The 26,327-nt window shown below is 63.5% G+C and carries 28 protein-coding genes, 1 tRNA gene and 1 pseudogene; 18 read left to right on the forward strand and 12 right to left on the reverse strand.

Features of this window, described 5'->3' with window-relative positions:
- Positions 1-90 precede the first annotated feature (90 nt).
- The 8 genes from LB541_RS22685 to LB541_RS22720 all read left to right on the forward strand — a co-directional run bounded on the left by LB541_RS22685 (position 91) and on the right by LB541_RS22720 (position 7,626).
- The gene (locus LB541_RS22685; RefSeq protein ID WP_318012631.1) at positions 91-486 is read left to right on the forward strand and encodes an RcnB family protein; all 396 of its coding nucleotides are present in this window, start codon (positions 91-93) and stop codon (positions 484-486) included.
- Between the two features lie 141 nt (positions 487-627).
- The gene (gene dnaG, locus LB541_RS22690; protein WP_224619669.1) at positions 628-2,562 is read left to right on the forward strand and encodes a DNA primase; all 1,935 of its coding nucleotides are present in this window, start codon (positions 628-630) and stop codon (positions 2,560-2,562) included.
- 521 nt (positions 2,563-3,083) lie between these two features.
- Entirely contained in the window at positions 3,084-5,108 is a 2,025-nt protein-coding gene (gene rpoD, locus LB541_RS22695; RefSeq protein WP_140495911.1) for an RNA polymerase sigma factor RpoD, read from the forward strand.
- 208 nt (positions 5,109-5,316) lie between these two features.
- The gene (locus LB541_RS22700; RefSeq protein ID WP_140495910.1) at positions 5,317-5,610 is read left to right on the forward strand and encodes a GYD domain-containing protein; all 294 of its coding nucleotides are present in this window, start codon (positions 5,317-5,319) and stop codon (positions 5,608-5,610) included.
- 155 nt (positions 5,611-5,765) lie between these two features.
- Positions 5,766-5,987, forward strand: a complete 222-nt coding sequence (locus tag LB541_RS22705; protein WP_181167697.1) for a DUF333 domain-containing protein — start codon at positions 5,766-5,768, stop codon at positions 5,985-5,987.
- Positions 5,988-6,007: 20 nt separating this feature from the next.
- On the forward strand, positions 6,008-6,376 hold the full coding sequence (locus LB541_RS22710) for a thiol-disulfide oxidoreductase DCC family protein (RefSeq protein ID WP_140556197.1): 369 nt from the start codon (positions 6,008-6,010) through the stop codon (positions 6,374-6,376).
- Between the two features lie 168 nt (positions 6,377-6,544).
- Positions 6,545-7,219, forward strand: coding sequence for a PadR family transcriptional regulator (locus LB541_RS22715; RefSeq protein WP_140555979.1), 675 nt, complete (start codon positions 6,545-6,547; stop codon positions 7,217-7,219).
- 113 nt (positions 7,220-7,332) lie between these two features.
- Entirely contained in the window at positions 7,333-7,626 is a 294-nt protein-coding gene (locus LB541_RS22720; protein ID WP_140495907.1) for an HlyU family transcriptional regulator, read from the forward strand.
- Between the two features lie 77 nt (positions 7,627-7,703).
- Here the strand turns inward: LB541_RS22720 and LB541_RS22725 are convergent, their stop codons facing one another.
- Both LB541_RS22725 and LB541_RS22730 read right to left on the reverse strand, forming a co-directional pair.
- Entirely contained in the window at positions 7,704-8,906 is a 1,203-nt protein-coding gene (locus tag LB541_RS22725; protein ID WP_224619670.1) for an MFS transporter, read from the reverse strand.
- Between the two features lie 147 nt (positions 8,907-9,053).
- The gene (locus LB541_RS22730) at positions 9,054-9,512 is read right to left on the reverse strand and encodes an Lrp/AsnC family transcriptional regulator (protein ID WP_140524836.1); all 459 of its coding nucleotides are present in this window, start codon (positions 9,510-9,512) and stop codon (positions 9,054-9,056) included.
- Between the two features lie 171 nt (positions 9,513-9,683).
- On the opposite strand from LB541_RS22730, the gene LB541_RS22735 reads away from it, so the two are divergent.
- Positions 9,684-10,421 (forward strand): AzlC family ABC transporter permease, encoded by a 738-nt coding sequence (locus LB541_RS22735; protein WP_140555975.1) that lies wholly within the window; start codon positions 9,684-9,686, stop codon positions 10,419-10,421.
- Complete coding sequence (locus LB541_RS22740; protein ID WP_140631957.1) at positions 10,418-10,717, forward strand: AzlD family protein; 300 nt, start codon at positions 10,418-10,420, stop codon at positions 10,715-10,717. Before LB541_RS22735 ends, LB541_RS22740 begins: the two co-directional genes overlap by 4 nt.
- A 55-nt stretch (positions 10,718-10,772) precedes the next feature.
- On the opposite strand, the gene LB541_RS22745 is transcribed toward LB541_RS22740, so the two are convergent.
- Positions 10,773-11,408 carry an FMN-dependent NADH-azoreductase gene (locus tag LB541_RS22745; protein ID WP_140495902.1) on the reverse strand — a complete coding sequence of 212 codons (636 nt, stop codon included), beginning with the start codon at positions 11,406-11,408 and terminating at the stop codon, positions 10,773-10,775.
- A gap of 108 nt (positions 11,409-11,516) precedes the next feature.
- On the opposite strand from LB541_RS22745, the gene LB541_RS22750 reads away from it, so the two are divergent.
- A complete protein-coding gene (locus LB541_RS22750) occupies positions 11,517-12,470 on the forward strand; it encodes a LysR family transcriptional regulator (protein WP_140581999.1) in 954 nt (317 codons plus the stop codon).
- A gap of 42 nt (positions 12,471-12,512) precedes the next feature.
- On the opposite strand, the gene LB541_RS22755 is transcribed toward LB541_RS22750, so the two are convergent.
- A complete protein-coding gene (locus LB541_RS22755) occupies positions 12,513-13,106 on the reverse strand; it encodes a TetR/AcrR family transcriptional regulator (protein ID WP_140675499.1) in 594 nt (197 codons plus the stop codon).
- Between the two features lie 66 nt (positions 13,107-13,172).
- Between LB541_RS22755 and LB541_RS22760 the strand changes: the two genes are divergently transcribed.
- A complete protein-coding gene (locus tag LB541_RS22760) occupies positions 13,173-13,598 on the forward strand; it encodes a VOC family protein (RefSeq protein WP_224619671.1) in 426 nt (141 codons plus the stop codon).
- Between the two features lie 10 nt (positions 13,599-13,608).
- Here LB541_RS22760 and LB541_RS22765 read toward each other — a convergent pair whose 3' ends face one another.
- Complete coding sequence (locus LB541_RS22765) at positions 13,609-14,559, reverse strand: S1C family serine protease (RefSeq protein WP_140495898.1); 951 nt, start codon at positions 14,557-14,559, stop codon at positions 13,609-13,611.
- A gap of 168 nt (positions 14,560-14,727) precedes the next feature.
- Here LB541_RS22765 and LB541_RS22770 point away from each other — a divergent pair, with 168 nt between their 5' ends.
- From LB541_RS22770 to LB541_RS22780, 3 genes are all read left to right on the forward strand, one after another.
- A complete protein-coding gene (locus LB541_RS22770; RefSeq protein ID WP_140524834.1) occupies positions 14,728-15,600 on the forward strand; it encodes a S1C family serine protease in 873 nt (290 codons plus the stop codon).
- Between the two features lie 8 nt (positions 15,601-15,608).
- Complete coding sequence (locus LB541_RS22775) at positions 15,609-16,289, forward strand: helix-turn-helix transcriptional regulator (protein WP_140495896.1); 681 nt, start codon at positions 15,609-15,611, stop codon at positions 16,287-16,289.
- A 143-nt stretch (positions 16,290-16,432) separates the two neighbouring features.
- The gene (locus LB541_RS22780) at positions 16,433-17,299 is read left to right on the forward strand and encodes an SDR family oxidoreductase (protein WP_140495895.1); all 867 of its coding nucleotides are present in this window, start codon (positions 16,433-16,435) and stop codon (positions 17,297-17,299) included.
- 363 nt (positions 17,300-17,662) lie between these two features.
- Here LB541_RS22780 and LB541_RS22785 read toward each other — a convergent pair whose 3' ends face one another.
- Positions 17,663-19,849 (reverse strand): OmpA family protein, encoded by a 2,187-nt coding sequence (locus LB541_RS22785; protein ID WP_224619672.1) that lies wholly within the window; start codon positions 19,847-19,849, stop codon positions 17,663-17,665.
- A gap of 197 nt (positions 19,850-20,046) precedes the next feature.
- On the opposite strand from LB541_RS22785, the gene LB541_RS22790 reads away from it, so the two are divergent.
- Together LB541_RS22790 and LB541_RS22795 are read left to right on the forward strand one after the other, a co-directional pair.
- Entirely contained in the window at positions 20,047-20,493 is a 447-nt protein-coding gene (locus LB541_RS22790; RefSeq protein ID WP_140496402.1) for a YcgN family cysteine cluster protein, read from the forward strand.
- A 281-nt stretch (positions 20,494-20,774) separates the two neighbouring features.
- A complete protein-coding gene (locus tag LB541_RS22795) occupies positions 20,775-21,131 on the forward strand; it encodes a hypothetical protein (protein WP_140671247.1) in 357 nt (118 codons plus the stop codon).
- A 278-nt stretch (positions 21,132-21,409) separates the two neighbouring features.
- On the opposite strand, the gene LB541_RS22800 is transcribed toward LB541_RS22795, so the two are convergent.
- Entirely contained in the window at positions 21,410-22,120 is a 711-nt protein-coding gene (locus tag LB541_RS22800; RefSeq protein ID WP_140524832.1) for an SIMPL domain-containing protein, read from the reverse strand.
- Between the two features lie 145 nt (positions 22,121-22,265).
- Between LB541_RS22800 and LB541_RS22805 the strand changes: the two genes are divergently transcribed.
- Positions 22,266-22,341: transfer RNA gene (locus LB541_RS22805), tRNA-Ile, on the forward strand.
- Positions 22,342-22,532: 191 nt separating this feature from the next.
- On the opposite strand, the pseudogene LB541_RS28645 reads toward LB541_RS22805, so the two are convergent.
- The 5 genes and pseudogenes from LB541_RS28645 to LB541_RS22830 form a co-directional block, all read right to left on the reverse strand.
- A pseudogene (locus LB541_RS28645) lies at positions 22,533-23,525 on the reverse strand (tyrosine-type recombinase/integrase); the annotation flags it as partial.
- Between the two features lie 12 nt (positions 23,526-23,537).
- Positions 23,538-23,786 (reverse strand): hypothetical protein, encoded by a 249-nt coding sequence (locus LB541_RS22815; protein WP_140671369.1) that lies wholly within the window; start codon positions 23,784-23,786, stop codon positions 23,538-23,540.
- A gap of 567 nt (positions 23,787-24,353) precedes the next feature.
- The gene (locus LB541_RS22820) at positions 24,354-24,572 is read right to left on the reverse strand and encodes a hypothetical protein (RefSeq protein WP_140671249.1); all 219 of its coding nucleotides are present in this window, start codon (positions 24,570-24,572) and stop codon (positions 24,354-24,356) included.
- Between the two features lie 9 nt (positions 24,573-24,581).
- Positions 24,582-24,977 (reverse strand): tautomerase family protein, encoded by a 396-nt coding sequence (locus LB541_RS22825; RefSeq protein WP_140671252.1) that lies wholly within the window; start codon positions 24,975-24,977, stop codon positions 24,582-24,584.
- Positions 24,978-24,988: 11 nt separating this feature from the next.
- Positions 24,989-26,311 carry an amidase gene (locus tag LB541_RS22830; RefSeq protein WP_140671255.1) on the reverse strand — a complete coding sequence of 441 codons (1,323 nt, stop codon included), beginning with the start codon at positions 26,309-26,311 and terminating at the stop codon, positions 24,989-24,991.
- Positions 26,312-26,327: the final 16 nt, after the last annotated feature.

The raw sequence follows: 26,327 nt of genomic DNA on the forward strand, positions 1-26,327 counted from the left end.
ATTTATTACGGAATTGTAATGCTCATGTTCAGTTTCGGTTCATTCTTCGACGGCTATTTCCGCGGCATCGACAACCAAGGAGATTCCTTCATGAAACGCATCGTTCTTTCCGGTCTTGCTTTCTCGATGCTGGCCGCCACGTCCCTGACGGGCCAGGCCGCGCCGCTCAATGCGCCGGTCGCGCCGCAGTCGAACTATACCAATGTCGACTGGCAGAAGCCCACCAACCGGGATGTCAGGAAGCGCGTCATCCAGAAGCGGGTCATCCAGAAGCGCATCATTCAAAAGAAGGTCGTCGTGAAGCGGAACAACTGGCGCAATGGCCAGAAATATTCCGGCTGGCGGCAGCATCAGCCGGTCCGCGATTATGGGCGCTACGGCCTGCATCGTCCGGGCAGTGGCCAGGAATGGATCCGCGTCGGCAATGACTATGTGCTGGTCGGCGCCCTCTCCGGCATCATCTTTGGCGCCATCGCCGCGCAGTAAAGTCCCGATAGTGCCAGACTGGAGGAAGGGCGGCCCGCAACGGCCGCCTTTCCTTTTGCCCTGTGGAAACCGGGCATCGTCAGCATTAGGGGTCGCCGGACTTCGCGGGCATGATTATATGGGGGATAAACGAGTTCCCCGATGCGCTTTCCGCCCGCCTTCCTCGACGAGATACGCGACCGCGTGCCGATTTCGCAGGTCATCGGCCAGCGCGTCGCCTGGGATCGCAAGAAGACCAATGCGTCGCGCGGCGATTATTGGGCCTGCTGCCCGTTTCATGGCGAGAAGAGCCCGTCCTTCCATTGCGAGGACAAGAAGGGCCGCTACCATTGTTTCGGCTGCTCGGTCTCGGGCGATCACTTCAAGTTCCTGACCGAACTTGACGGACTGAGCTTTCCCGAGGCGGTCGAGAAGATTGCAGACATGGCCGGCGTGCCGATGCCGGTTCGCGACGTGCAGGAGGAGCGGCGCGAGAAGGAACGCGCCAGCCTTACCGACGTCATGGAAATGGCGACTGCCTTTTTCCAGGAGCGGCTACAGGGCGCGGAAGGCGCCAAGGCCCGTGCGTATCTGCGCGACCGCGGACTGACGCCCGCGACGCAGCATGCTTTCCGGCTGGGCTATGCGCCCGACAGCCGCAATGCGCTGAAGGAGCATCTGGCCGCAAAGGGCGTGCCGAAGGCCGATATCGAGGCCTGTGGGCTGGTGCGCCATGGCGACGACATTCCGGTCTCCTATGACTGGTTCCGCGACCGCATCATGTTCCCGATTCCGGATTCGCGTGGCAAGATCATCGCTTTCGGTGGGCGAGCGCTGGCGCCGGATGCGCTCGCCAAATACATGAACTCGCCCGATACCGAGCTCTTCCACAAGGGCAACGTGCTCTACAATTTCGCCCGCGCGCGAAAAGCGCTGGCCAAGGGCGGCACGGTCATCGCCGTCGAAGGCTATATGGATGTCATCGCATTGGCGCAGGCCGGCTTCGAGAATGTCGTCGCGCCACTCGGCACGGCGCTTACCGAAAACCAGCTCGAACTGTTGTGGCGTATGGCCGCCGAGCCGGTGCTGTGCTTCGACGGCGACAAGGCCGGGCTGAAGGCCGCATGGCGGGCCGCCGACATGGTGCTGCCCGTAGTCCAAGCCGGGCGCACCGCGCGTTTCGCGCTGCTGCCGGAAGGCAAGGATCCCGACGACCTGGTCAAGGCGGAGGGGCCGGATGCCTTCCGCGCCGTGCTGGCGGAAGCGCGTCCTCTTGCCGATCTGTTATGGATGCGCGAGACGGCGGGCGGCGTCTTCGACACGCCGGAGCGGCGGGCCGAACTGGAGAAGCGGCTGCGCGAACTGACCAGCCGCATCCGTGATGAAAGCCTGCGATATCACTACCAGCAGGAGATGCGCGAGCGCGTGCTGAGCTTCTTCGGTTCTCAGCGCGCAACGCGGCAAGGTCGTCCGGACTGGAAACCGGGGCAGGGCAAGGCGCCCGCTCCCGGCGGACAATTCGCTAAAGCCGGCGGTGGTCGCATCGCCATCACGGAAAGCCTCGGCCAGTCGGCACTGGTCAAGCGCGGCAGCGAAGGCATGTCGGTGCGCGAGGCGACGATCATCGTCGCACTGGTCAACCACCCGGCGCTGATCGACGAGAATTTCGCCCATGTCGAGTTCCTCGATCTCGCCAATTCCGAGCTGAAGCGGCTGCACGGCGCCATCCTCGACGCGATGGCACATGACATGGCCAATGACCGCCACGCCGTGGTGGCGACGATCGAACGCGCCGGCTGCGCCGAGATCTGGGAGCGTGCCGTCGGCCTGATCAGGCGAGCGCGGCAGTGGCCGGCGCTGGAGACGGCAGCGCTCGAGGACGCCCGCGACGCTCTGAACCAGGCGCTGCACTTGCAGCGTAGCGCGCGCACCTTACATAAGGAGCTGAAACAGGCGGAAGCGGCGATGGATGCGGATCCTTCGGACGAGAATTTCCGCCATCTGATCGAAATTCAAGCGCAATTTCGGGATGTACAAGCGACGGAAGCGCTGATCGAAGGTTTCGGTGTTTCGTCGGGCAGGGCTGGTCGGGCCTGAAGCATGGTTCCGAAAAGCGGGACCCGGTTTTCGGGAACGATCATACTCCAGCAGAAGAAAGGCGGAGCTCATTTCGGCCCGAGGGTTGGGACGGGCTCATGCCAGCAAGTGCAGGAATGACGGCGTTGTCATGGATCTTCTAGAGCCGGACCGCGCTAAGTCGGGTAATTGATTCGCTTTTTTCATGCGAATCATGCGAGAGGCGCTTGACCTTCCGGCAGAATGGCGGAATCAGGACGATTCGAAACGTTAACCCGCACTCGCGTCGACGGGAAAAGCAGCGATGTGAGGTCTTGGTCACTGGACAGGCAGCCAGCCTGCCACAGATATCAGGGTTAATCTGGACTTAATGCATGTCGCCCAAAAATGGAAACCGGTTTTGGGCGACGACAGGGCACCAACAAAGAGATGATGCAGTTATTGGCCCGGTGAAGCGCGTTGCAAAAGCGAGCCCAGCCGATTTGACCGGTCCGACAGCTTGCGCGGCCTCGATGTCGGGCCGCTAGGAGAAGATAAAGACTATGGCGACAAAGGAAAAGGAAGAGGTCGAGACCGAACGCGAAGGCGCCACCGATGGCCCTCTGCTCGACCTTTCCGATGATGCTGTCAAGAAGATGATCAAGGCCGCCAAGAAGCGCGGCTATGTCACCATGGACGAGCTGAATTCGGTGCTGCCCTCCGAGGAAGTGACCTCCGAGCAGATCGAGGACACGATGGCGATGCTGTCCGACATGGGCATCAACGTCGTCGAGGACGACGAGCAGGGCGAAGAGGCCGAGGCCGGCGACACCGCGGCGGATGCCGAGGAAGACGCCAACGAGCTGGCCGAGCAGACCGGCACCGCCGTCGCCGCCACAACCACGAAGAAAGAGCCGACCGACCGCACCGACGATCCGGTGCGCATGTACCTGCGCGAAATGGGTTCGGTCGAGTTGTTGTCGCGCGAGGGCGAAATCGCCATCGCCAAGCGCATCGAGGCCGGCCGCGAGACGATGATCGCGGGCCTGTGCGAAAGCCCGCTGACCTTCCAGGCCATCATCATCTGGCGCGACGAGCTCAACGAATCCAAGATCCTGCTGCGCGAGATCATCGACCTCGAAGCCACCTATGCCGGCCCCGAGGCCAAGCAGGCGCCAGTGGTGGAGCGCGTCGAGGAAGCGCCTAAGGTCGAGGAAAAGCCGCGCCGCGGACGCGACGATGAAGACGACATCACCAATGTCGGCGCTGACACGCGCGGCATCGGGGATGACGACGAGGAGGACGAGGACGAGGCCAGCCTGTCGCTGGCGGCAATGGAAGCCGAGCTGCGCCCGCAGGTCATGGAAACGCTCGACGTCATCGCCGACACCTACAAGAAGCTGCGCAAGCTGCAGGATCAGCAGGTCGAGAACCGGCTGGCCGCGGCCGGCACGCTGTCGCCCAGTCAGGACCGCCGCTTGAAGGAGCTGAAGGATCAGCTCATCAAGGCGGTGAAGTCGCTGTCGCTCAACACGGCGCGCATCGAGGCGCTCGTCGAGCAGCTCTACGACATCAACAAGCGCCTGGTGCAGAACGAGGGCAAGCTTCTGCGTCTCGCCGAAAGCTATGGCGTGCGCCGCGAGGAGTTCCTGAAGGAATATCAGGGCTCCGAGCTCGACCCGAACTGGACGCGCTCGATCGCCAATCTGACCTCGCGCGGCTGGAAGGAGTTCACCAAGAACGAGAAGGACGCGATCAGGGATCTGCGCGCCGAGATCCAGAATCTGGCCACGGAAACGGCCATCTCGATCCTGGAATTCCGCAAGATCGTCAACCAGGTGCAGAAGGGCGAGCGCGAAGCGGCGATCGCCAAGAAGGAAATGGTCGAGGCCAATCTGCGCCTCGTCATCTCCATCGCCAAGAAATACACCAATCGCGGCCTGCAGTTCCTCGACCTGATCCAGGAAGGCAATATCGGCCTGATGAAGGCCGTCGACAAATTCGAGTATCGCCGCGGCTACAAGTTCTCGACCTACGCGACATGGTGGATCAGGCAGGCGATCACGCGTTCGATCGCCGACCAGGCGCGCACCATCCGCATTCCGGTGCACATGATCGAGACGATCAACAAGATCGTGCGCACCTCGCGCCAGATGCTGCACGAGATCGGCCGCGAGCCGACGCCGGAGGAACTGGCCGAGAAGCTCGCAATGCCGCTCGAAAAAGTGCGCAAGGTGCTGAAGATCGCCAAGGAGCCGATCTCGCTCGAAACGCCGGTCGGCGACGAGGAGGATTCGCATCTGGGCGACTTCATCGAGGACAAGATGGCGATCCTGCCGATCGACGCGGCGATCCAGGCCAATCTGCGCGAGACCACCACGCGCGTGCTCGCCTCGCTGACGCCGCGCGAGGAGCGTGTGCTGCGCATGCGCTTCGGCATCGGCATGAACACCGACCATACGCTCGAGGAAGTCGGCCAGCAGTTCTCGGTCACCCGCGAGCGTATCCGCCAGATCGAAGCCAAGGCATTGCGCAAGCTCAAGCACCCGAGCCGCTCGCGCAAGCTCAGAAGCTTCCTGGATAGCTGAGGCCTACCGATTGCGAAGAGATCAAGGGCGCCCATCGTGGCGCCCTTTTTCTTTGGCGCTCGCCATTGCGGCACGCGCCGTTAGGGAGGATAATTTCGTGTCGGATGCATTTTTCTGGGCGACAGCCCGGGAAGCCCGCCCCGGTCGAGGCCGTGTCGACATCGCATGGCCTGAGCACCGTGCTCCGTGGCCCCGGAGGAGGCGTGCCATGACGACTTACATCATGCTGATGAACTGGACCGAGCAGGGCGCGAAGAACGTGCGCGAATCCCCCAAGCGCCTCGATGCCGCCAAGACGCAACTGGGCGAGATGGGGGGATCGTTCAAGTCGTTCTACCTGACCATGGGGGAATTCGACATGGTGGCGGTGGTCGAAGCGCCCGACGATGCGGTGCTGGCGCGTTTCGCGCTGATGCTGGCCGCGGGCGGCAACGTCAAGTCACGGACCCTGAAGGCTTTCCCGGAGCTTGCTTACCGCGAGATCATCTCGTCGCTTGGATGATGCAAATCGGGACGTTCCGGAGCCGATGAGCAGGTGCCGGGCTCGATGGCTCCTTGCGGCAAGACAGTGCGCTTCATCGTGATAGAATGCAGCCAGCGGAGATCGCGATGAAGACAGTTTCGATATTGGCTATCAGCCTTGCCGCGTAGTCGTCGATGCCGATCGATGCCGACACTGCCCCGCAAAAACCGGTCGGCATGTCCAATCCCGCATCGGTTCATTGCGGAGAGATCGGCGGGCGCCTGGTGATCAAGAAGGACAAGGCCGGCAATGAATATGGATTTTGCCGGCTGTCCCACCAGCGGCTATGCGAAGAATGGGCGCTGTTTCGCGACAACAAATGCGTAGGGCCGAAGATGGCGATGGGCCTGAAGTGATCGATAGCAGAACCAGGCCCTTGCTGACCGTCTGGTACAACACGCGCTGCCCGGTCTGCGATGCCGGCATTACCAGGCAGAAGCGGCGGCTGATCGAGGTGGTCAAGGCCGGGCGGATCGAATTTCGCGACATCAATCATGAACCGGAAGCACTGGCCGGATTTGGCGCTTCGCTGGAAGACATCCGCCGCCGGCTGCACGCGACCGATGCTCAGGGCAGGCTACTGGTCGGCGCCGATGTCGCCATCGCCGTGTGGGCGCTGACGCCGGGAGAGGGCTGGCTGGCAAAGTTGCTCGGCAACGCCCTTACCCTGCCGCTCGCTCGCTTCGGCTACGACCGCTTCGCCGACCTGCTCTATGCCTGGAACCGGCGCAACGGCCGCTGGTAGCGCCGGCTACTCCAATCATGATGAACGCATGTTCGAGCGCGACCGACGGATCGGCGTCCGACAGATGCTGTTCGCTTCCGGCCCGATACATCGTAAGATATGTCTTGACTCCATGCTGGCGTGCGCCTAGCTAAGATATATCGTAAGATAGAACTCAAGGAGCAATCAATGCACAGACACAATCATTTTGGCGATCGCGCCGAGCGCGTCTTCATGCACATGGCCGGCAAATTTGGCGGCAGAGGCGGGGGCGGCGGCTTTGGCCCGTTCGGCCATGGCAGGGGCGGCGGACGCGGCGGCCCGGGCGACATGTTCCGCGCCGGGCGCATGCTGGCCGACGGCGACCTCAAGCTGATCACGCTGTCGCTGCTGGCCGAGGCGCCACGCCATGGCTATGACATCATCAAGGCCTTGGAGGAGCGCACCAGCGGCATCTACAGCCCGAGCCCGGGCGTGGTCTACCCGACGCTGACCTTCCTGGAAGAGGCAGGCTATGCCGTGTCCTCTAGCGAAGGCAACAAGAAGGTGTTTTCGATCACCGAGGCCGGGCAGGCGCATCTTGCCGACAACCGTGAGATGATCGACGGCGTGCTAGACCATCTCGAGCGCTTCGGCCGCAAGATGGCCAAGGCGCGCGACTGGTTCGGCTGGAACGACGATAGCGAGGATCGGCGCGACGGCCGAGGCGGCCGTTCGGAAAAGCGCGACGAATTCCGTGCGCTGCGCCACCGGCTGCGCGCCGCGCTGAGCGACATCGTCGATGCGCCGGCGGACAAGCAGGCCGAGGCGATGAGCATCCTCGAAGACGCCGCCGCGGCGCTCGAAGCGCTGTCGCGCAAATAACCCGGCTTCGGTCCAACCGGCACGGCCCTTGCCCGTTCAGGCAAGGAGCGATAGTGAAATTCATCCCGCGCCACATTATGTGGTGCGGGATGAATGCTGTTGGAGGAAGTCCGATGTCTTTTCTGAAGCGTCTTTTCGGCGGAGGCGGTGATGAAGCGGCCGAGCCAAAGAGCGCCGCACCGGCCAAGCAGGTCGAGCACAAGGGTTTCACGATCAGCGCCACGCCCTACAAGGCCGATGGCCAGTACCAGACCTGCGGCGTCGTCTCCAAGGACGTCGACGGCGTCCTGAAGGAACACAGATTCATCCGCGCCGATCGCTTCGCCGGGTTGGACGACGCCGTCGACATCTCGATCAAGAAGGGCATCCAACTCGTCGACGAGCAGGGCGAGCGGATGTTCGGGTAGACCGCCGACGAACGGCTCAAGAATTCCAGAGATCCGAGGGCCGGTCCAGATATGGGCCGGCCCTTTCGTTTGCTCCGCTATGCCGGCTGCAACGCTCTGCGCGGCAGTGGCGGGAAGGCGATGGCGATGCCCGCCGCACCCAGCCCGATGAGGGCCGAACCGATGAACAGCCAATGGTAGTTGGCGTAGGCGTCGAACACCATGCCGCCGGCGAGCGGGCCGAGCGCCATGCCGAGGCTGGACAGCATGGTGGCGGCGCCGAACACGGTGCCCAGGATGCGCTGGCCGAAATATTCGCGCGCCAGCACTGCGTAGAGGGGCATGACGCCGCCATAGGTGGCGCCGAAGACGACGGCCAGCATGTAGAACTGGCCGAGCTGACTGATCGAGAGATAGGCGGCGATCACCACGGCCTGGATCAACAAGCCGGCGATCAGCACCGGCTTGACGCCAAGCCTGTCGGCGAGCACGCCGTAGAGCAGACGCCCGCCAAGCCCGGCAAGGCCCTCAACGCTGTAGATCGAGACGGCGGCCATGGGTGCCACGCCGCACAGCATGGCATAGCTGACCATGTGGAAAATCGGCCCCGAATGCGCCGCGCAGCAGGCGAAGAAGGTGAGCCCCAGCACGATGAATTGCGGCGAGCGCAGCGCTTGGCCGACGCTCAGGCCGGCGCCCTCGGCAACCGGCGAGGAGCCAGTGTCGGTCAGGACAGGCTTCGGTGGCTGGCGCACCAGAAGCACCGCCGGCAGGAGCAGCACCCAAGCCATGATGCCGATGTCGAACATGGCGGTGCGCCATTCATAGGCCGAGATCAGCCAGCGGGCGAAGGGCGAGATCGTCATCGGCGCGACGCCCATGCCGGCCGAGACCAGCGACACGGCAAGGCCGCGATTGGTGTCGAACCAGCCTGTTGTAAGCGCGATCATCGGTGCGAAGAAGGCGCTGGCCGCGAGCCCGACGAGCACGCCAAAGGTGATCTGGAAGGTGACAAGCGAGCCCGCGCGGCTGGCCAGCACCAACGCCAGGCCGAGAAGCACCGCGCCGATCGTGACGACGATGCGGGCGCCGAAGCGGTCCGACAGCGCGCCCCAGGCGAAGCCGCCAAGGCCCATGACCAGGAAATTGAGCGTCATCGCGCTCGATATGCCGGCGCGTGACCAACCGGTATCGAGCGCCATCGGCTCGAGGAAGATTGCCAGCGAAAACATGGTGCCGATGGCGACACAGGACATCAGCGCGCCGGCCGCGACAATGACCCAACGATAGGAAAGGTTCATGGTTTTCTCCCATGCCGTAAGGCATTTGTTGTGCGGCACGGCCTGACCTGGCCTGCCGCTTGCGTCCGAAGGACGCCGGCGCCGGCACCAATCCTACAATCCGGTTGCATTTTTTATCCAGTCTGAGATGAGGCCATTCCCCGGCGCCTAGATCGGCAGTTCCGATGTGTATTTGATGGTCTGGCTGGGAACGTCGGTCTTGACGTTCTGCACGCCCCTGATGCGGCTGAGATGTTCCGACTGGAAGCGGCGGTAGTCGTCGATGCCGGCCGCCACCACGCGCACCATGGCGTCGCAGTCGCCGAGCATCAGATAACATTCCATCACCTGCGGCAGCTTGGCCACTTCGGTGGCGAAATGCTCGATCGTGTCTTCGTCCTGCGCTTTCAGCCAGATGCGGGTGAAGAAGGTCAGGCCCTTGCCGATGCGGGCCGGATTGAGCACTGCGACGTAGCGGTCGATGACGCCGGCCTCCTCCAGGAGCTTGACGCGGCGCAGGCACGGCGACGGCGACAGGCCGACTTCAGCGGCCAGCTCATTGTTGGCCATGCGCCCATCGCGCTGCAGCGCCCGCAGGATGCGCCTGTCGATCTCGTCAAGTTTCATGGCTCTAAATTCCGTTTATCTGTTGATTCATGGCACAAGATGCCAAAATCTGGTAAAAGACAACAATCTTCGCAACCAAATTGCGAGGCCTGGCGGCTATGGTTGCCCTGACATCAGCGGCATCCAACGGAACCGGCAGAGGCGGCCGCGCGGCGCGGCCGGAGGAAGATCATGAGCATTGCAGAGACCAGATCGGCGGCGGGCGGCGGACTGAACTCCGAGTTCCGGCGCGGCGTGGCCTCCTGCGCGCCCGTGCTGTTCGGCACCATCCCTTATGCGCTGGTGCTTGGTGCACAGGCCACACAAAGGGGGCTCAGCACCGCAGAACTGTCGCTGCTGACGGGACTGAACTTCGCCGGCGGCTCGGAATTCGCGGCGATCCAGCTGTGGACGTCGCCGCCGCATGTCCTGCTCATCGTCGCCATTACCTTCCTGGTCAACAGCCGCCATCTCCTGATGGGGGCGGCACTGGCGCCGTTCCTGCGCGACCTGCCGCGGCGCAAGGCGTTTTCCGCGCTGTTCTTCATGTGCGACGAAAGCTGGGCGCTCGGCCTGGCCGATGCCAAACGGCGCGCCGCCGACGGCGTCGCGCCAGCCTTCAGCCCGCGCTACTATATGGGCGCGGCAGTGGCGATGTACCTGACCTGGGTGGCCTTCACCACAATTGGCGCCTTGCTCGGGCCGGTGCTGGGCGAAGCCGAGACCTACGGCTTCGACATGGCGTTCGCGGCCGTCTTCCTGGTACTGCTGCGCGGCATGTGGAAGGATGTTGCCGCTGCGCGGCCGTGGCTGGTCAGTCTGATCATCGCGGCGCTGACCTACCTTTTCGTTCCCGGCGCCTGGTATGTAGCGGCGGGCGCGCTGGCGGGGCTGGTCTCGGCCTGGCTGTTGTGGAGGGATGAGGCATGATCGACGCGCAGACGCTTCTCACCATCGTGCTGATGGCCGGTGTCACGTACCTCAGCCGCGTCGGCGGCTATGTCGTGCTGCGCAATCGGGTGCTCAGCGCGCGGGCAACGGCCGTGATGGAGGCGGCGCCCGGCTGCGTGCTGATCTCGGTGATCGCGCCTGCCTTCGTCTCGAAAAACCCGGCCGATCTTCTGGCTCTGGCCGTCACGCTGATTGCCGCCACGCGATTTTCGATGCTGCCGACCGTGCTGATCGGGGTCACTTCGGCAGGACTGCTGCGGCACATCATTGGATAGGCCAAAAAAGGCAGGCGCGGGCGCCTGCCTTCGATCTGGTTGGCAATCAGAGCTTTTACGCGGCTGCCGCGACATCCCGGCTGGCAGCCACCACGGCGTCGACCTTGGCGGTTGCCTTGGCGAGCGCTTCGCTGACTGCGTCAGGACCCTTGGCGACGCCTTCGATGCGGATGACGTCGACGTCGGTCATGCCGATGAAGCCGAGCACCGAGCGCAAATAAGGAACGGCGTGATCGAACTGCACAGCCGCGCCTTCCGAGTAGATGCCGCCGGATGCCAGCACGATATAGACCTTCTTGCCGGTGACGAGGCCTTTGGGGCCATTTTCGCCGTAAGCAAAGGTTTTGCCGGATCGGGCGACATGGTCGACCCAGGACTTCAGCGTCGAGGAGATGTTGAAGTTGATGAAGCCGGTGGCCAGGATCACCGTGTCGGCGGCAAACAGTTCGTCGAGCACGGCATCCGAGACCCCGACCACTTCGGCCTGACGCGGCGTGCGGGCTTCGGCAGGGGTGTATATGCCGGTCGCATAGTCGGTATCGATATGCGGCAGCGGGTTGGCGACGAGGTCGCGCACGACAAGCGTGTTCGACGGGTCGGCGGCGAGCAGCTTCTGAGCGAATTCGGTGGCGATACGGGTCGAGTGCGAGGCCGCGCCGCGCGGGCTCGACGTGACGAGAAGAATGGACATGGTGGGTCTCTCCAGTGGAATTGGATTGTCCCGCTACATATGGGCTTTCGATCCATCAGATAAACTGGTATATTTTCTATACGATCCATCCATTAATTAGATACAATAATGCAACCCAACCCGACACTCGACCAGCTTCAGATCCTCGTGGCCGTTGCCGACACCGGAAGTTTTTCCGCTGCCGGCCGCAAGCTTAACCGGGCGCAATCCGTCATCAGCTACGGCATCGCCAATCTCGAGGCGCAGCTTGGGCTGAAGCTGTTCGAGCGCGAGGGCACGCGAGAGCCGCAGCTGACGGAGATCGGTCGGGCGATGCTGGAAGACGCGCGGCGGATGATCGGCGTGCTGCACCGCATACGCTCACGCGTCGATGGTCACCATCGGGGGCTGGAGGCGGAAGTCGCGCTGTCGGTAGATGCGGCGCTGCCTTCGCCAGTGCTGGTGCGGGTGCTCAAGGCGTTTGAGGCGCAGTTTCCGACCGTGATGCTGCGCCTGCACATCGGCACACTCGGCCTAATCCCCGACCACGTTGTCGGTGGCCAGGCCGATCTCGGTATTGGCGGCCTGCTGGGCGATGTCGACGTCCACCTGGTGGGTATAGGCTTCATGTCGATAGTGCTGGCAGCCGCGCCCAGCCACCCGCTGGCGCTGCTGCCCAAACCGGTAGCGATCGAGGACGCGCGCGAACACACACAACTCGTCGTCACCGACCAGTCCGAGCGTACCAAGGGGCGCGATTTTGGCGTCTTCGCCTACCGAACCTGGCGACTGACGGACCTGCGCACCAAACATATGTTGATGCGTGAGGGGCTGGGCTGGGGCGGGCTGCCGCGTTGGCTGATCGCTGACGATCTGGCTACCGGCCGTCTCGTGGAACTCGACCTCGAGCCTTTCAGGGAGGTGCGTTCGCCGCTCTATGCCATGCACCGCGCCGACCGCAGCCCGAAGCCGGCGGCGGCCTGGCTGATCGACCAGTTCAAGCGCCAACTTGGCTGCTTCAACGAGTTCGAGCCGGGCGAGGTGCCCGACGAAGAGCCGGAAATTTCCAGCGCACAGATTTGATTCCAACCTTTGCCCTGGATCTCATCGGCGGGAAGCCTCGGATCACGCGCGGGACAACCCATCGATCAGTGCCGTGAGAACGTTGCGGTAGTCTTCGGCCGAACCGCCCGCCTCAATGGCAAGTGCCGCGCGGTCGAAGGCGGCGGCGAGCAGGGCGGTCGTCGCTTCGGCCGGAAGCTTCTTTATGGTCCGCGCCCGCATCGCCGCGACCAGCCCTTCGCGCAGCGAGCGATTGCCATGGCGGTTGTCGATGGCGTCCATTTCGGCGCGGCCGAGCACGGCCGGGCCGTCGAGCAGCAGGAGCCGCGTGCGGCCGGGCGCGCGCATGGCGGCAAGATAGGCGTCGGAGCCGGCAATGAGCGCGTCGCGGGCATTGAGCGAAGGCGGCGCTGCGCCCTCGATCTCCCGCGCCACGGCCTCTGCCTCCTGCTCGACGACGGCGCCGAACAGCGCCTGCTTGTCGGAGAAGTGGTGGTAGAGCGCGCCGCGCGTCACGCCGGCCGCGGCGACGATCTCTGGTGTGCCGGTCTCGGCGTAGGATTTTTCGATGAACAGTTTTCGCGCCGCGGCGATCAGATCGGCGCGTGTCGCCTCGGTGCGGTCACGGTTGGAACGGCGCGCTGATCTCTGTTGCATACATGCAGCCTGTATGTTAATTCAATTTACATGCAGACTGTATGTTGCTTGACGGGAGAAGGAAAGATGAAGACGACCAGCTATTATCCGGTGCTGATGACCGGGGACGTTGCCGGCACAGCGGCGTTCTATGTCGAACATTTCGCCTTCCGGCCGCTGTTTACGAGCGACTGGTACGTGCATCTGCAATCGGTGGAGAGCAAGCGCGTCAATCTCGGTATCGTGCGAGGCGACCATGAGACGATCCCGGAAGAGGGACGGGGTCGGAGCTCGGGCCTGCTGATCAACTTCGAAGTCCGTGATCCCGATGCGGTCTATGAGCGGATCACAGCCGCCGGCCTGTCCATCCTTCGGTCCCTGCGCGACGAGCCTTTTGGCCAGCGCCATTTCATCACCAGGGATCCCAACGGCGTCCTGATCGATGTCATCAAGCCGATCCCGCCAAGCGAGGAATTCCTGGCACAGTATGCGCAGGGTGCAGTGAGCGCCTGAGTGGAAACCCTCAACCAGCCCTTGCCACTGGCGTCACTGTCACCTGGCTGACACCGGTGCGGCGCACCACCGTGCACCGCGTCTCGCGGCCGATCCGCTCGGCGTCGAGCAAACGCACCAGGTCGTCGACGCCGGTGACCGGTCGGCCGTCTATCGCGGCGACGATATCGCCTTCCCTGAGGCCGGCCTTGGCCGCAGGGCCCTCCTTCTCGACGCCGCGCAGCCGAACCGCAGTCTTGCTCGACACTTGCGACAGAAGGGCTGCGCGACGGGGCAGGTTCACGGTGTCGGCCGACACCCCGATGAAGGCGCGACGCACGCGGCCGAAACGGATGATCTCCGAAATGACGAAGTTGGCGGTGTTGGAGGCGACGGCAAAGGCAATGCCTTGCGCGCCATGGATCATGGCTGTGTTGACGCCGATCACCTCGCCCGCCGAGGATACCAACGGTCCGCCGGAATTGCCGGGGTTGAGCGCGGCGTCGGTCTGGATGACGTCGTCGATCAGCCGCCCGGTGGAAGCGCGCATCGAGCGGCCGAGCGCCGAGACGACGCCCGAGGTGACGGTCCATTCGAAGCCGAGCGGGTTGCCGATGGCTATGGCGATCTGGCCGCGCCGCAGGCGCTTGGAATCGCCCAGCGGCGCGACATCGGCAAAGCTGCCGTCGGCGCGCACCAGCGCGATGTCGGTGTCGGCGTCGCGGCCGAGCACGCGGCCTTCGCTGGAGGCGCCGTCGGGCATCGATACGCGCACCGTTCTGGCATCGCCGACGACGTGGAAGTTGGTGACGACGAGCCCATCATGCGCAATGACGAAGCCCGACCCATGCCCGCCCTGGCCACCGATGCGCTCGATGCGGCAGACGGCCGGGCCGATGCGGTCGACAGCATCGGCCACCGTCGTCGAGTAGGCGTCGAGCAGCGCGGCGTCGGATTGGAATTTGGCGGCAGCAACGGCCATTGGCAGGCTCCATGTTTTCAGGCGCAACGATGACTATATGTGCGGAGCGGCTTCATCCGCCGCGACCTGACCAGATGGCCAGTCGCCCGGCCGACTAGCCGTCAGGCGAGTATCTCCAAGCGCGCTGCCGCGCGATATCTGGGGCATGGATGAACCCAGGAGACTGTTATGAGCGAATTCAATCTAAGTGCCTTTTCGGAAGCCATTGCCGATCTGGCAGCCAAGGCGGCACCGGCGACCGCGAGCTTCACCACCCACAATCATCGCACAGCGAGCGCTTTCCATTGGCGCGACGGCTACTTCGTTGCCGCCGAGGAAGCCGTCGAGGCCGGCGAGGAGATCGAGCTGACGCTGGCTTCGGGCGAGACGGTGAAGGCCGATCTTGTCGGCCGCGATCCCTCGACCGGCGTCGCCCTGCTCAAGCCGGCCGGTGCTACCAATGCCGAGCCGTTGGCCAAAGCGGATGCGGTGCGGCCCGGCAACATTGCCGTCGCCATCGGCAACAGCCGGGGTTCGGCGTTGGCAGTTTCAGGCTCGGTCGGCGAAGTCGGCCCGGCCTGGCGCTCAATGCGCGGCGGCACCATCGACCGGCGCATCAACCTGGCGGTGGGCGCCGGCGGCCGTTTCGAGGGCGGCCCGGTGCTCGATGCCAAGGGCGCGCTGATCGGCATGCTGTTGTTCGGGCCGCGCGGCCGCGCGCTGGTCATGCCTTACGAGACGATCGAGCGGGCGGTCGCGACGCTGCGCGAAAAAGGCCATGTCGCCCGCGGCTATCTCGGCGCCGGCTTGCATCCGATCCGCGACGGCGAGGCCCGCGGCGCCATCGTCATGAGCCTTGATGACAACGGTCCGGCCAAGGCCGCCGGCCTTTCCCTCGGCGACATCATCGTCGCCTGGAACGGCGAGGCGGTGAGCGGCCCGCGCGAGCTGATCCGCAGGCTCGGGCCCGACAGCGCCGGAGCTTCGGTTACGCTCGGTGTCGTGCGCGGCGGAGAACAGCGAGACGTGGCGCTGACGATCGGCGAAAAGCCGCTTAACTGAGAGGATTGATGGACGCGATCGCGACAGGCGAGATGACGCAAAGCGGCACCGGCGAGCGGCAGCTGGTCGTGCTGGTCGCGCTCGGTGATGCCGCGCGCGCCGAGCGGCTGTCCGCGTCGCTTGCCGCGACCGACGATCTGCTGCCGGTGACGCCGGGCAGCAGCGAAGCGGTTGATGTCGCCATCGTCGACGAGACCGCCGGCCCCACGGGTGCGGGAACAGGGAAGGGCGACGCCGTTCCCGCCGCGACCGCGCGGGTGCTGTTGTCTTCGCAGGCCGGCCTGGCACGGCCGCAGGGGCAGGTGTTCGCCGTGCTGCCGACGGCGGCGGATGCAATGCTGATTGCGGCCGCCGCCAGGCTGGCGGCGGCCGGCTACCGCGTCTTTGGCGACAGCGGATCCGTTCCTGGCCGCCGCGATGATTTCCACGGCGGCGATATTGGCGGCGACGGCCTTTTCGACGAGGAGCATCCCGACGAGCATGCCGCCCGCCCGGCGCTGTCGCCGCGAGAAGCGGAAGTGCTGGCGCTGCTGGCCGAGGGCGCCCCCAACAAGGTAATCGCGCGGCGGCTCGACATTTCCGTGCATACGGCGAAGTTCCACGTCGCAGCGATCCTGATCAAGCTCGGCGCCGCCAACCGAACGGATGCCATCGCCATTGCCATGCGGCAGGGGCTGGTGTTGGTCTGAGGTGACGTCTCAGCCGGAATTTGACGATCATCGCCAACGAATGGACCCTCCGCAGCGTCAGCATGGCCTGCCGCCGCAAGCTCTTGTATCCGGGACCGCCACAGGCAAGGATCGCGCCACCGGACAATGCAAGCGGAGGAAAAATGTCGCTCAAGGGAAAGACGCTGTTCATCTCCGGCGGGTCGCGCGGCATCGGGCTGGCGATCGCCTTGCGCGCCGCGCGCGACGGCGCCAATGTGACGATCGCGGCCAAGACCGCCGAGCCACATCCGAAACTGCCGGGCACGATCTACACCGCCGCTGAAGAGATCGAGCAAGCCGGCGGCAAGGCGCTGCCGGTCCTGTGCGACATTCGCGAGGAGGCGCAAGTGGCCGAAGCGGTGTCGAAGACGGTCGAAAAATTCGGCGGCATCGATATCTGTGTCAACAATGCCAGCGCCATCCAGCTCACCGGGACCCTGGAAACCGACATGAAGCGTTACGACCTGATGCACCAGATCAACACGCGCGGCACGTTTCTCGTTTCCAAAATGTGCATTCCGCACCTGAAGTTGGCCGGGAATCCTCATATCCTGAATCTGGCGCCGCCGCTCGACATGAAGGCCAAGTGGTTCAAGAACCATGTCGCCTACACCATGGCCAAGTTCGGCATGTCCATGTGCACGCTGGGCATGAGCGCGGAGTTCGCCAAGGACGGCATCGCGGTCAATTCGCTGTGGCCGATCTCGACCATCGATACCGCGGCGGTGCGCAATCTTCTGGGCGGCGCGACGGTGGCCGCGATGAGCCGTTCGCCCGAAATCATGGCCGATGCCGCGCATGCCATCTTCATGCGGCCATCACGCGAAGCGACCGGCAATTTCTACATCGACGAGGAAGTGCTGCGCGCCGAGGGGATCAGCGATTTTTCGGTGTATGCGCCGGGTGCGGCCGGGCCGCTGGCCGGCGACTTTTTTGTCCCGGACGAGGTGTTTGCCAATTCCGACACGAAGATCAGGACGGCTTTCTAAAGATGTATCGAGGCGCAAATTCCGGATGGAACTCGGTTTCAGACATTCCTGGAGTTGCTCTGAGCAAAAAGCCCCGCCGGAGAGGGCCGGCGGGGCTCAGTGCGTCCCGCTGGAGTCGGGACGGGGCAGGGAACGCCCGATCCTGAATCTGGGGTAGGCCATCTCGCGATTCAATGAGCGGGACCCGACGCCAGGACAATTCTTGTTGAACTTGGGCCGTTGCCGCGATCTCGCCCATCCCGGCGAAACCGGGATGGGCTTTTTACCGATCCGATTCCAGAAGCCTGCTCAAGCGCCTGGAAATGCAGACATTTGTGGACCATGATCTTTTCCGAAAGCCGGTTTCCGGCTCCCGGATCGTGGTCAGTTGTTGCTCGCCACCGGCGCCACCAGCGAGGTGATGCGGCGGATGGCGACACGCCGGTTCTCGCGATTGGGGCCTGAGGTGTCGACCTTCAGATATTCCTCGCCATAGCCCTGCGTGGTCAGGTTTTCAGGCGGTATGCCGAAGGCGTTGGTCAGCGCTTCGGCCACCGCTTCGGCGCGGCGGTCCGACAGAGCGAGGTTCGCCTCCGGTGTGCCGACAGCGTCCGTGTGGCCTTCGATAAGGAAGGTCTCGGCCGGGTTCTTCTTCAACAGCTTCTCCATGGCCGTGGCGACACCCTCGAGCTTCTGCACCTCGGCATCGGAGATCGAGGAAGAGCCGAATTCGAAGTTCAGCGTGTCAAGATCGATGCGTCGGGCAATGTCGCGCACCCGTGCGGAACGCTTGACCTCGTTGATCGAATAGAGGCGCTGCACCTTCTCCACCGGCGGTTGCTCGAGGAAGGTGTAGTAGTCGTCCGGGCTTTCGACCTCTTCGGAGTCAAGGATGTAGTCCCGGCGCGGAATGGTCAGCCGCATCGGTGGTAGGTCGTCGCCCGGATCGCGCCAATCGTTATCGTCGTCGTAGCTTCGTTCGTCGACATAGCTCAACACATACTCATGACCGTCGGGCATGATGCGCGACCGCTGGATGATGTCGCCGTAGCGGTTGCGGATGGTGACGATCTGCACGCCGTTGTCGCGCTCGACTGTCTCGCGCGTGCGGCCTTGCGACAGATCCTCATAGTAGACATCCTTGGCGCCGCGGGTCAGGCGCGGCCGGTCACTGCTCTGAACGTATGTCTGATCGTTGAGCTGAATGATGACGCGATCGCCGATCTCCTTGAGCACGTCGACACCCTTGGGGCGGCGGCGGTCGCGGATGTTCTCGTCCGGTGCGCGCTCGAGGCGTTTGCCCTTCTCCTCGGTAACCGGGACGATTTTTTCCGGTTTGATCTCCTGCTGAGCAGCTCTATCGTCGGTCGGGGGCGGACCCTGGTCGACGGGAGCGACCGCGGGTTGGCGGCCCTGAGCACCGCCCTGCCGGGCGTTTTGCCCACCATTCTGCTGCTCGCCATTTTGCTGCTCGCCATTCTGGTTGGCGGGGTTCCTGCTGGCCTGGCCGTTCTCGCCGCGGCCGCGGCGTCGGGCATCCTTCTGGCTGTCGAGAATGGGGGCAGCGTTCTTGTCGGCGGGCGTCTCGGCCTGCTCGAGGTTTTGCCCCTGGACAGGCGCGGCCTTGCCGGCACTGGGCTGTTCACCCGTGGCCGGCTGCTCGCCCGTTGCAGGCTGCCTGCCGGTTTGCTGTTGTTCGCCATTGGCCGGCTGCTCGCTAGCCGGTTGTCTGGCGTTCTTTTTCCTCTTGTCCTGGGGTTGTTCGCCCTGGGCTGCCGGCCTCTCGCCTGAGGGTGCCGGTTCTGCCTTGGGTGCTTCTGCGGCAGGTGCTTCCTTCGGTGTCGGCACGGCGCTGGGCTCGGCCTGCTGCTCCTGTTTGCGCTTGTTGCGCTGGTTGTCGTTGGCAGGTTCCGTTTGGCCCGCCGGTGCCTGTTCGGTCTGCTGTTGTTGGTCGCGCTTCTTCCTGCGCGGCTGCTGTTCCTCGGTGGCGGGTGCTGCCTCACCGGCTGGCGCCTGCTCGGTCTGCTGCTGCTGGTCGCGCTTCTTCCTGCGCGGCTGCTGTTCCTCGACAGCGGGCGCGGCTTCACCGGCGGGCGCCTGCTCGACCTGCTGCTGGTCGCGCTTCTTCCTGCGTGGCTGTTGTTCCTCGGCAGCTGGTGCGGCCTGCTGCGCGGGGGCCTGTTCGGTCTGCTGTTGCTGATCGCGCTTCTTCCTGCGCGGTTGTTGTTCCTCGACGGCGGGCGCGGCTTCACCAGCGGGCGCCTGCTCGACCTGCTGCTGATCGCGCTTCTTCCTGCGTGGCTGTTGTTCCTCGGCGGCTGGCGCGGGCTGCTGTGCGGGTGCCTGTTCGGTCTGCTGTTGTTTCTGATCGCGCTTCTTCTTGCGTAGCAGTTCCTGGTCGCTCTGCTGTGCATCGTCAGTCTGGGTGTCCTGGGCCAGGACCAGCGGCATTGCGCTGTCTCGCATGGGGCCGAACGCGGCACTTCCCTGAAGCGGGGATGCGCCCAACGGCGCGGATGCCATCAGCAGGCCGAGTGCGGTGCCTGCCAGAATCCGTGGTTGGCGTTTCATCGAAATTCTCCTTGTGGGGTCCCATCCTTGCCGAAACCGATTTTAACGAAATTGGTTCCGGCGGCTCATGGTTAGGGACCGTACGGGGCGATTGGCCGGCCTTTTGAAGGCAACTTCATGTCTTTCGACGGGGGTGCCGCCCCATTCCAGCCCTTGCCCTGCTTGACCTTCGCGGCGGCTGGGGCCACATGCCGGAGATGGAAACGCCGTTCTGGAAAACAAAGACGCTGGAAGCAATGAGCCCGGCCGAGTGGGAATCGCTCTGCGACGGCTGCGGCAAATGCTGCCTGTCGAAGCTCGAGGACGAGGATACTGGCGACATCTACTGGACCAGCGTCGGCTGCCGCCTGTTCGACGCGCAGACATGCCGCTGTTCGGACTATCACAACCGGCTGGCGCGCGTTCCCGATTGCGTCGGGCTGACGCCGCAAAATGTACGCACCATCAGTTGGCTGCCCAGCACCTGCGCCTACCGGCTGGTCGCGGAGGGGCGCGATCTCTACTGGTGGCACCGTCTGGTGTCGGGCAGTGCCGAGACGGTGCATGAGGCCGGCATGTCGATGCGCGGCCGGGTCAAGGCCAGCGAGACGGACCTGGCCGAGCCGGAGGATTATTTCGACTATATGCTCGATGACGAGCCATAGCTCGCATCGGGATGACGAGCCATAGCGCGCATCGGGACGAGGAACCATAGCTCGCATCGGGATGACGAGCCCTGAGGCCGGTGTCCGCAAGGGCGCGCAGGAACCAGGAACCATGCGAGACGTTTGGGGCACATTGTTGGAAAACCGGCAGAAGCTTCCTTTTTCCGCCACATGAACCGCGGATGAACGGCGGGTTCGTAAATAGTTCAGACAGGCGGGTGCATTCTCCCATCATCGATTTCAAGAGGACGGGCGAGAGCCCGCAACAAGGAGAGAAGACCATGTTCAACACGGTGAAAACGGCAGCACTTTCGGCCCTCGTCGGCCTCGGCACGCTGGCGGCCGTTCCCGCCCATGCCGACAGCCTTTACCTGGGCTTCGGCAACAACAACGATCCGCGCTTCGGCGTCTATGCCGGCGATGACGGCTATCGCCACCGCCGCGATGAACGCCGCGACGACTGGCGCCGCGGCTGTTCGCCCGACTGGGCCCTGAACAAGGCCGAACGCATGGGGCTGCACCGTGCCCGCGTCGTCGACGTCAGCCGCCGCACGGTCAAGGTGATGGGCCGCCAGTATGGCGACCGCGTCGTCATCGTGTTCGCCAATGAGCGTGGTTGCCCGATCATCAACCGCTGAGCCTCTTAAGGCGCGACCTTCTGCGAGGGTTGGTAGCGGCATGATCTTCTGCGGGGTCAGTCGCAGACACCACCCTCTGCGAAGATCCGTCTGGAGACATGATCCTTTCAGGATCAGTCTGGAGACACGACCTTCTGCGAAGGTCGGTCTGGAGTAGTGGAGCCGCTTTCCTTCGGGAAGAATGCGGCTCAAAAAACCCGCGGGAGCGATCCCGCGGGTTTTTCATGCACCACGGCGGAGGTTCAGGGTCGGGCTCGGCCATGGACCATCGAAGACGCTTATTTCAGTTCGAAGGTAACGGTGACCTGGACATTGTAGGCGTTCTCGCCGGCCTGCACCGGAGCAGCACCGACGGCCGCGTCGAAGGCCTTGGCGTTGATCGGCATCGGTGGCGGCGCGATGTTCTGGTCAGTGATTTCGATCACCCGGCCTATGCTGACGCCGGCGGCTTCCGCCAGCGTCTTGGCCTTGGCCATGGCATCGGCCACCGCCTTTTTGCGCGCTTCGGTGACGGTGGCAGCCGGATTGTCGTTGGTGAAGACGATGCCGCCGCCCTGGTTGACGCCCAGCGATACCGCCTTGTCGAGGATCTCGCCGGTCTTGTCGACATCGCGCACGCGCACCGACAGCGTGTTGGTTACCTGGTAGGCAATCAATTCGGCCTCCTGGCCGCCGTCGGGCTTGTTTGTGTAGTTATAGCGCGGATTGATCTGGATGCCCGCGGTCTGGAGGTCGCGGTCCTTGATGCCGGCCGACTTCATCGCGGCGATCACGGCCGCCATGGCGTCGTTGTTGGCATCCAGTGCGGCGCGCGCCGTCTTGGCTTCGCGCATGACGCTGAGCGTCAGGACCGCCAGGTCGGGCGCTACGGTCGCCGCCCCTTCGCCCGAAACCACGATACGGGGCGGTGTCGGCGACTCAGCGGCCGCGGCCAGCGCCGGAAAGGCGATGGCGGCGGCGAGTGCGAGGGGCAAAAGAGGTCTGGTCATGAAATCTCCTCGGGTAAGCATATCCGCGCCCAGCGGGCGCACGCGGCTCCTTATGGCGCGATTATGGGCTGATTTGGACGATTGTGACCAGCGGTCCCGGAAAGCCTTGTGCCGCGATGCGAAAAACATTAATCCAGCCCGCGTGGGGCCTGTAGCTCAATGGTTAGAGCCGGCGGCTCATAACCGCTTGGTTGGGGGTTCGAGTCCCTCCGGGCCCACCATTTTCGTTATTTATCAACGTTTTATAGGGTGGTTCGCCACGAGGTTCGCCAACAGGTTCGCCAAGCATCGGCTTGCGCGTGACCAGCCGCACGACTCGATCCATGCCCTGAACCGCCAACCGTACCTGCGATGCCTCGCGCGAATAGAGCTCCGCATGATCGATATCCTCGTGCCCGAGCACGTCCATCATCTGCCTGGTCGAGGCCTCGGCCTCCGCCAGATACACACCGAGCGATTTCCTCAAACCATGCAGGGTAAGGCCCTTCGGAAGACCGGCAAGGTTGCACCAATGCGCCATCATTCCAGTCAAGGACTTGGCGGAGAAGGGCTGACCATAGGCGTTGACCAGGACGGTCTCGCCGCGCCTGTCAGCCGCATCCAGAATCTCGGACAGCATCGGTGTGATCGGCACGAACAGGCGTTTGCCGCCTGTTCGTCCCTTGTTCTTGCCCTGAACGATATCAAACCCGTCGAAGTGACGCTCGACGCCATCGATGAAGACACGGCGGGTGACCCTCTGGTCCCAGCGCAGGCCCGCAACGTCGCCGCGGCGGTTGCCCAGCCAAAGCGCCAGTCCGTAGCACGTGCGTGCCGCAGTGCCGAGCTGCCAACGTTTTTCAAATTGCGCCATCGCCTCGCGCGACCAGGCTTTCCAACCCGCATAGGCCGGGCGCCACTCGACTGCCGCAGTGGGGTCGATTTCAATCCAATCTTGCCGCAGTGCGACATAGACCAGCTTGCGTATGCCCACCAGCAGGTGCTTGGCCTTATGGGGTGTGGCTATGAAGCGCCCAAGAAGCTCCTCAATATGGATACGTCTAAGGTTCTTAACCGGTACGTCGCGCCAGATAAGGGGGTGATCTGGGACCACCCGCAGTTCTAGAAATTCTTCAATCAGCCGCATGTTCTTGCGTTTGCTGGCTTCGTCAAGCGCCAACCACTTGACCGAAACCTTCAATCGTTGAAAGGCCGCTCCAAACGTGCCGGGCAGGGCGGCTCCAGGCATTTGGACGACAGGGGCCTTGGGGACTTTCCGGCCTTCGACCGCTGCCTGATATGCGTCCTTGAATCCCGGCTGGTTGGGAGCAGGCAGACCAACCACACGCTCCTTCGTCCGATAGCGCCAGCGTAGTTTTCCGTGGCGATCGGTGTAGGAGGACAGGCCGGGATATTTGTCGGTCATAGCGGAGTGAATCTATTCCCTGCGGTGATTCCCTTGCAACAGGAAGTCGACGATATTCTCATGATCGTCTCCAGGTAGTTCGGCAAACGCCGCTTCGAGTTTAAGGCGATCCCAAATCACGCGGCCGTCAACTTTCTTCGGCTTCGGCATGCGGCGGTCAGCAACCATCTGGTCAAATTTGGTTATGCCCACGCCAACATATCGAGCCGCTTCTTCGCGTGAGAGACCCCGAGGAGGATAGGAAAGGGTGTCGCTTTTCATGATCTCGCTGTTGGCATGCGCCCGTGCTTGTGCGTGGGCTTCCATTCAGAGATCAAGATCTGGATTGTATCAGCCAGCGCCGGAAGGGATCCGATCAGACTGTGCGTTGAATGGCGGTCAGGGCGTATAAATAGGATGGTTGTGCGAGTTCGGGGGGCGGTCCAGAGAGCTCTACCGCCTTTCCCCCCACTCAGCCTCGCCGCATTTTGCACTTCGTTGCCGCCCGTAGGCTTAGTCACTTGGCTCACAGCTGGCATCATGTGACGGCGCTTCGTCGCGTCATCCAGGACGACGCTCCTGTCTAGGTGATTATTGACGTCCTAGAAATGTGCCCGCCATGTTGGAAGGTCACAATCCGAGCGATGCAGGCGCAGAAGCGACACCGCCATCGAAAGCTTGGGACAGCTTGCGGCGTGGCCCGTCAGTCCAGTTTGGGTCCTCTCTTCTTTCGACTGTCGGTGATGAATTCCTCGGCCGCGATGGAGTATTTCCCAGGCCTTCTGCGGATCGGCTTCGATCAGTCCAGGAAAGACCTTGCGCATGCTGCCTGAGCGCCTGCGGTCGAGGTCATGCCTTCGCTTCTTCTTCTTGCGATTTCGACACGGTCCGATTGGCGCTCGTGAGTTCGACGACAATGCTCAGCATCAACCTTGTGCCTTGAGCCATTTCGGTCTCGGCTTCCGGGAAAGCCTTGTTGTTGCAGCGACCATCACCTGGACCGTCGGCGAACTCGGCGCGTAGCGGGTGCAGATAGACCGCCGCTATCGGCCCGTCACGTCGTCCCAACGGCGTGTATCAGCTACTGGCTTCGTTCTCGGACCAGTCATCGCTGACACCGCCGAGCATCGGGTGGTACATTTCGTCCCCCGCATGCTGCGTGAACTCGACATTGACTTCGTTGATCATCAGCTTGAGGCTCTCCATGCAGGCGCGGACTAGAGCCTCCGCGAGCATGGCACGCTGCTCGGCCGGGCGTCCGCGACGGATGTCACACATGAGCAAAGCGGCGGGGTAGGGCTCCTCTCCGGTGCATCGCCATAGTCCGCCCTCGCCCAATTCGCGAATCGCGATCGAAATGCGCCGCACGTCGGCCTGCATGATGCGGCTATAAATCTCGCCCAATTGACGTGCGAGTTCACGTTTGACGTCGGTCGGGTAAGCCCGTGAGACATCGAGTTGTAGATAGGGCATCGGGTTTCTCCTTATGTGCGAAGCGCGGCTTCTATGGCGCGTGCGATGTCAATGAGCTGAGCATCACGCCCGGGCGGTGCTGCGAGCATGAGGCCGACCGGCAGTTCGCCCGGGTCCTGGATTGGCAGGGTGACGGCGCAGGCGTCGAGGACGTTGAAGGGCGCCGTGTTCCTCAGGAGTCGGATGCGAACGCCGTCTTCATCCGACTCGCATTCGGTGAAGCGGGGCGCCACAACCGGCACAGTCGGCAAGATGAGGGCGTCGACCTCCGCCATGTCCGCCATGAATGCTGCCATGAGCCCGGAGCGTATCCGGATCGCGCGGACATAGTCCGCAGCTGAAACTTCTCGCCCCTGAAGGATGCGGGCACGGATGCGGGGATCATAATCCCCGCCGCGGCGGGCTAGCAGCGCTTCGTGCGTGGTAAAGGCTTCAACGGATTGTATTGTGCGCGCTAGAGAGCCGTCGGCTGCTGCTTCCAGGGCTTCGAAGGTTTGATCGCGGATGAGGGCGCCGGCCGCACTCAGTCGCCGACAGGCTCGTTCGAAGGCACCCGATACCGTCGTGTCAAGGCTTTCAAGGAAGCGGCCGCCGGGGAGAGCTAGGCGGACACCCTCGACATTCGTTCGCTGCCATAACTGCAATTGGCCTCCGGAGATCACAGCCAACACCCTTGCGCAATCCTCGACCGTTCGTGCGAGCGGACCAATGCTGTCGAGCGTCGTGGACAGCGGGAAGGCGCCATCCAGGGGTACGGCGCGTTGCGTTGGTTTCACCCCTACGACCCCGCAAAGTGCCGCCGGCACGCGAATAGAGCCGACCGTGTCGGAACCGATCGCCGCTGCGGTCATGCCGGTCGCAACCGACACCGCAGCGCCGGAGGAGGAGCCACCAGGGGTTCGGGTCCTATCAACCGGGTTGCCTGGCGTCCCGAAATGACCGTTGAGGCCGACGACGGAGTAAGCGAACGGGGTCATATTCGTGCGACCTATCAGGATCGCGCCAGCCTGCTTGAGGCGTGCCACCACTGGTGCGTCTTCACGCGCCGGCAACGTGTCGTCGAGAGGACGCGCTGCCGCGCGCGTGACCTCGCCCTTTACGTCGAGCAGATCCTTGATGGAGACCGGCAGGCCATCGAGCGCAGAACGGTAGCCGGCATCGTTTAACCTATCGAGGCTTTCGGCTGCAATCCGAGCTTCCTCATTCCAGACTGTGAGAAAGGCTTTCGAACCTTCACCGGCAGGATCGGCGATGCGCGCGAGGCATTGGCCTACCCGGTCACGATGCGAGAAAGCTGGACCGGTGTTGGATGACGGGCGTGGTGAATGGGTCATGCTTCAGGCCTCATAC

It is taken from the genome of Mesorhizobium sp. BR1-1-15 (assembly GCF_020165475.1).
Taxonomy (GTDB): Bacteria; Pseudomonadota; Alphaproteobacteria; order Rhizobiales; family Rhizobiaceae; genus Mesorhizobium.

Excerpts from the sequence above, each read along its gene's own strand:
- LB541_RS22685 (WP_318012631.1), top strand. The coding sequence starts at position 91 with ATGAAACGCATCGTTCTTTCCGGTCTTGCTTTCTCGATGCTGGCCGCC.
- dnaG (WP_224619669.1), top strand. The coding sequence starts at position 628 with ATGCGCTTTCCGCCCGCCTTCCTCGACGAGATACGCGACCGCGTGCCG.
- rpoD (WP_140495911.1), top strand. The coding sequence starts at position 3,084 with ATGGCGACAAAGGAAAAGGAAGAGGTCGAGACCGAACGCGAAGGCGCC.
- LB541_RS22700 (WP_140495910.1), top strand. The coding sequence starts at position 5,317 with ATGACGACTTACATCATGCTGATGAACTGGACCGAGCAGGGCGCGAAG.
- LB541_RS22705 (WP_181167697.1), top strand. The coding sequence starts at position 5,766 with ATGCCGATCGATGCCGACACTGCCCCGCAAAAACCGGTCGGCATGTCC.
- LB541_RS22715 (WP_140555979.1), top strand. The coding sequence starts at position 6,545 with ATGCACAGACACAATCATTTTGGCGATCGCGCCGAGCGCGTCTTCATG.
- LB541_RS22720 (WP_140495907.1), top strand. The coding sequence starts at position 7,333 with ATGTCTTTTCTGAAGCGTCTTTTCGGCGGAGGCGGTGATGAAGCGGCC.
- LB541_RS22725 (WP_224619670.1), bottom strand. The coding sequence starts at position 8,906 with ATGAACCTTTCCTATCGTTGGGTCATTGTCGCGGCCGGCGCGCTGATG.
- LB541_RS22730 (WP_140524836.1), bottom strand. The coding sequence starts at position 9,512 with ATGAAACTTGACGAGATCGACAGGCGCATCCTGCGGGCGCTGCAGCGC.
- LB541_RS22735 (WP_140555975.1), top strand. The coding sequence starts at position 9,684 with ATGAGCATTGCAGAGACCAGATCGGCGGCGGGCGGCGGACTGAACTCC.
- LB541_RS22740 (WP_140631957.1), top strand. The coding sequence starts at position 10,418 with ATGATCGACGCGCAGACGCTTCTCACCATCGTGCTGATGGCCGGTGTC.
- LB541_RS22745 (WP_140495902.1), bottom strand. The coding sequence starts at position 11,408 with ATGTCCATTCTTCTCGTCACGTCGAGCCCGCGCGGCGCGGCCTCGCAC.
- LB541_RS22750 (WP_140581999.1), top strand. The coding sequence starts at position 11,517 with ATGCAACCCAACCCGACACTCGACCAGCTTCAGATCCTCGTGGCCGTT.
- LB541_RS22755 (WP_140675499.1), bottom strand. The coding sequence starts at position 13,106 with ATGCAACAGAGATCAGCGCGCCGTTCCAACCGTGACCGCACCGAGGCG.
- LB541_RS22760 (WP_224619671.1), top strand. The coding sequence starts at position 13,173 with ATGAAGACGACCAGCTATTATCCGGTGCTGATGACCGGGGACGTTGCC.
- LB541_RS22765 (WP_140495898.1), bottom strand. The coding sequence starts at position 14,559 with ATGGCCGTTGCTGCCGCCAAATTCCAATCCGACGCCGCGCTGCTCGAC.
- LB541_RS22770 (WP_140524834.1), top strand. The coding sequence starts at position 14,728 with ATGAGCGAATTCAATCTAAGTGCCTTTTCGGAAGCCATTGCCGATCTG.
- LB541_RS22775 (WP_140495896.1), top strand. The coding sequence starts at position 15,609 with ATGGACGCGATCGCGACAGGCGAGATGACGCAAAGCGGCACCGGCGAG.
- LB541_RS22780 (WP_140495895.1), top strand. The coding sequence starts at position 16,433 with ATGTCGCTCAAGGGAAAGACGCTGTTCATCTCCGGCGGGTCGCGCGGC.
- LB541_RS22785 (WP_224619672.1), bottom strand. The coding sequence starts at position 19,849 with ATGAAACGCCAACCACGGATTCTGGCAGGCACCGCACTCGGCCTGCTG.
- LB541_RS22790 (WP_140496402.1), top strand. The coding sequence starts at position 20,047 with ATGGAAACGCCGTTCTGGAAAACAAAGACGCTGGAAGCAATGAGCCCG.
- LB541_RS22795 (WP_140671247.1), top strand. The coding sequence starts at position 20,775 with ATGTTCAACACGGTGAAAACGGCAGCACTTTCGGCCCTCGTCGGCCTC.
- LB541_RS22800 (WP_140524832.1), bottom strand. The coding sequence starts at position 22,120 with ATGACCAGACCTCTTTTGCCCCTCGCACTCGCCGCCGCCATCGCCTTT.
- LB541_RS22815 (WP_140671369.1), bottom strand. The coding sequence starts at position 23,786 with ATGAAAAGCGACACCCTTTCCTATCCTCCTCGGGGTCTCTCACGCGAA.
- LB541_RS22825 (WP_140671252.1), bottom strand. The coding sequence starts at position 24,977 with ATGCCCTATCTACAACTCGATGTCTCACGGGCTTACCCGACCGACGTC.
- LB541_RS22830 (WP_140671255.1), bottom strand. The coding sequence starts at position 26,311 with ATGACCCATTCACCACGCCCGTCATCCAACACCGGTCCAGCTTTCTCG.